This is a genomic window from Nitrospirota bacterium, assembly GCA_030645475.1.
In the GTDB taxonomy this organism is placed as follows: Bacteria; Nitrospirota; Nitrospiria; order Nitrospirales; family Nitrospiraceae; genus Palsa-1315.
Genome location: JAUSMA010000064.1, coordinates 1 through 2,039, shown reverse-complemented (window position 1 = coordinate 2,039; position 2,039 = coordinate 1). Strand labels below are relative to the sequence as shown.

Sequence of the window (2,039 nt, the reverse complement as noted above, 5' to 3'; positions counted from 1 at the left end):
CGTGAAGCGTATCTCGTTGAGGATAAGAGCGTATGGCTAGTGGCTTATAGCTGGTAGCAAAGACGCCCACTCTCCATTTCTGACCATACGCTATTGGCTATACGCCATATGCTCTTTTCTTTGGACGAGATACGAACGACGTTTCACGCGCAAGCGCATTTGTCCGTCGTATGAATCACCACCCCGTTACGCCCGCAACCCTTGGCTTCGTAGAGTGCGGCATCGGCTGCGGCCATCCATTCGGGCACCGTACCGATTGTTTTGTCCGGGATCTGTGCAATGCCCACGCTGACCGTGATCCTCACCGATTCACCGTCCACGCCGAATACATGATGTTCGATCTGATACCGCAGCCGTTCTGCGAGCACCGAGGCGCGGGTGAGATCGGTATGGGGCAGCACAATCCCGAACTCTTCGCCTCCGTACCGGCCCACTGAATCGGTATCCCGCACGGCTTCCTGCATGACCGTCGCAATCTCCGTCAAAACCCGATCGCCTCCCACATGCCCGAACAGATCGTTCACCTGCTTAAAGTGATCCACATCGACTAAGATCAGACAGGCGGATGCACGGTAGCGCGTGCCTGCTTTGAGTTCTCGCGAGAGGACTTCTTCGAGTGCCCGCCGGTTCAGGAGTCCGGTTAAACCATCGCGCGAGGCCAATTCCTGCATCTGCTGATGGATGGCGGCATTGTGGAGTGCCAGCGACAGCGACGTGGCGACCATGGACAACAATTGGAGTTCGGATTCCGAGAAGGTGCCCTGCTGCCGCTCGACATACAAGAGCCCCTGGCTTTTAGGCGAAAAGGTCAGCGGGATGGTCATCTGCGCAGGCCGTTCGGACGCCGGGAGACCGCTCGACCATCGAAGCACCTGTGTATGGGCCTGAGAAACCGGAGCGGCCTGCGCATTGAATCGGCTGAGGAGATGCGCGCGCACTCGTTGTTCTTGAGCCTCGTAGGCCGTCGTTCGAGACCATGTCCAGACACGATGGGGATCCGGCCTGCCGAGTCCGATGACATCCACCGGGACGAGCCCGGCAAGGCCGTTGAACAGGGACCGTGCAATGGACTCGCTATTCAAGGGGCCCGCCAAAGCTTGCGTCAGGTGATTGAGCAGCGACAGCTTGATATTCCATTGCCGAAGGACATCCCGCTCACCCGCCAAGGAGGCGTTCACCTGTGCGAGTTGTCCGGAAAGATCGCGCACGGCCTGAAACGCCTGACGATTGATGAGCCCCTTCTGCAAGGCATCAAGCACTCGTATGACGGGTACGGGAACCGTCAGATAGTCGAATGCGCCGTCCCGCAGGCATCGCGCCACCTGTTCGGCGCCGAGGTCCGGTCCCATCAAGATCACACAGGCGTCGCTTTGCACAGCGGCCAATCGGTTCAACAGCTCAAAGGCCGGCTCAGGCGCGGTAGTCACCTCGCAGAAAATCGCATCGGGCGATGTGGATTCGATTGCGGCGAGAAGCGCCGCTGGTCCGGTGAATCGGCAGACTTGATTTCCCGATGCTTCGAGACGTGTCCAGACAGTTTTGCGCTGAAAGGCGGCACGGCCCGCGACGAACAGGCAGGGCCGTCGATCCTTTTCCTTGGGGGGCGTGGAGGCGCGACCGGGAATGGGATCGGCGTAGTCGGAACTTGCCTGCCTGTTCATATCGGACGCTCCTTGTCCTGTTGATGAAATCCTCCCGATATCGGCTCCATTCGGGATGGCTCTTTCTGCGCTCTCGCTTCCGGCGAGATCGACACCCGATCCTCTACCTCTGCAACGTCCTTGTCTTCGTGAGATGACTGGCTCGTCGGTACCTGTAAGATCCGCTGATAGGTGCGAACCAGGTTATGGATCTGGCTGAATTCAATGCCCATGGTTATTCCTACGTCTTTCGTGAAGCGTCGTTCGTATCTCGTCCAAAGAAAAGAGCATATGGCGTATAGCCAATAGCGTATGGTCAGAAATGGAGAGTGGGCGTCTTTGCTACCAGCTATAAGCCACTAGCCATACGCTCTTATCCTCAACGAGATACGCTTCACG

The 2,039-nt window shown here is 57.9% G+C and carries 2 protein-coding genes; both read right to left on the bottom strand.

Features of this window, described 5'->3' with window-relative positions; all coding sequences use genetic code 11:
- Positions 1–143: 143 nt before the first annotated feature.
- Entirely contained in the window at positions 144–1,661 is a 1,518-nt protein-coding gene (locus Q7U76_12650; GenBank protein ID MDO8357232.1) for a diguanylate cyclase, read from the bottom strand.
- Complete coding sequence (locus Q7U76_12645; GenBank protein MDO8357231.1) at positions 1,658–1,873, bottom strand: hypothetical protein; 216 nt, start codon at positions 1,871–1,873, stop codon at positions 1,658–1,660. The genes Q7U76_12650 and Q7U76_12645 overlap by 4 nt, the downstream gene beginning before the upstream one ends.
- Positions 1,874–2,039 lie beyond the last annotated feature (166 nt).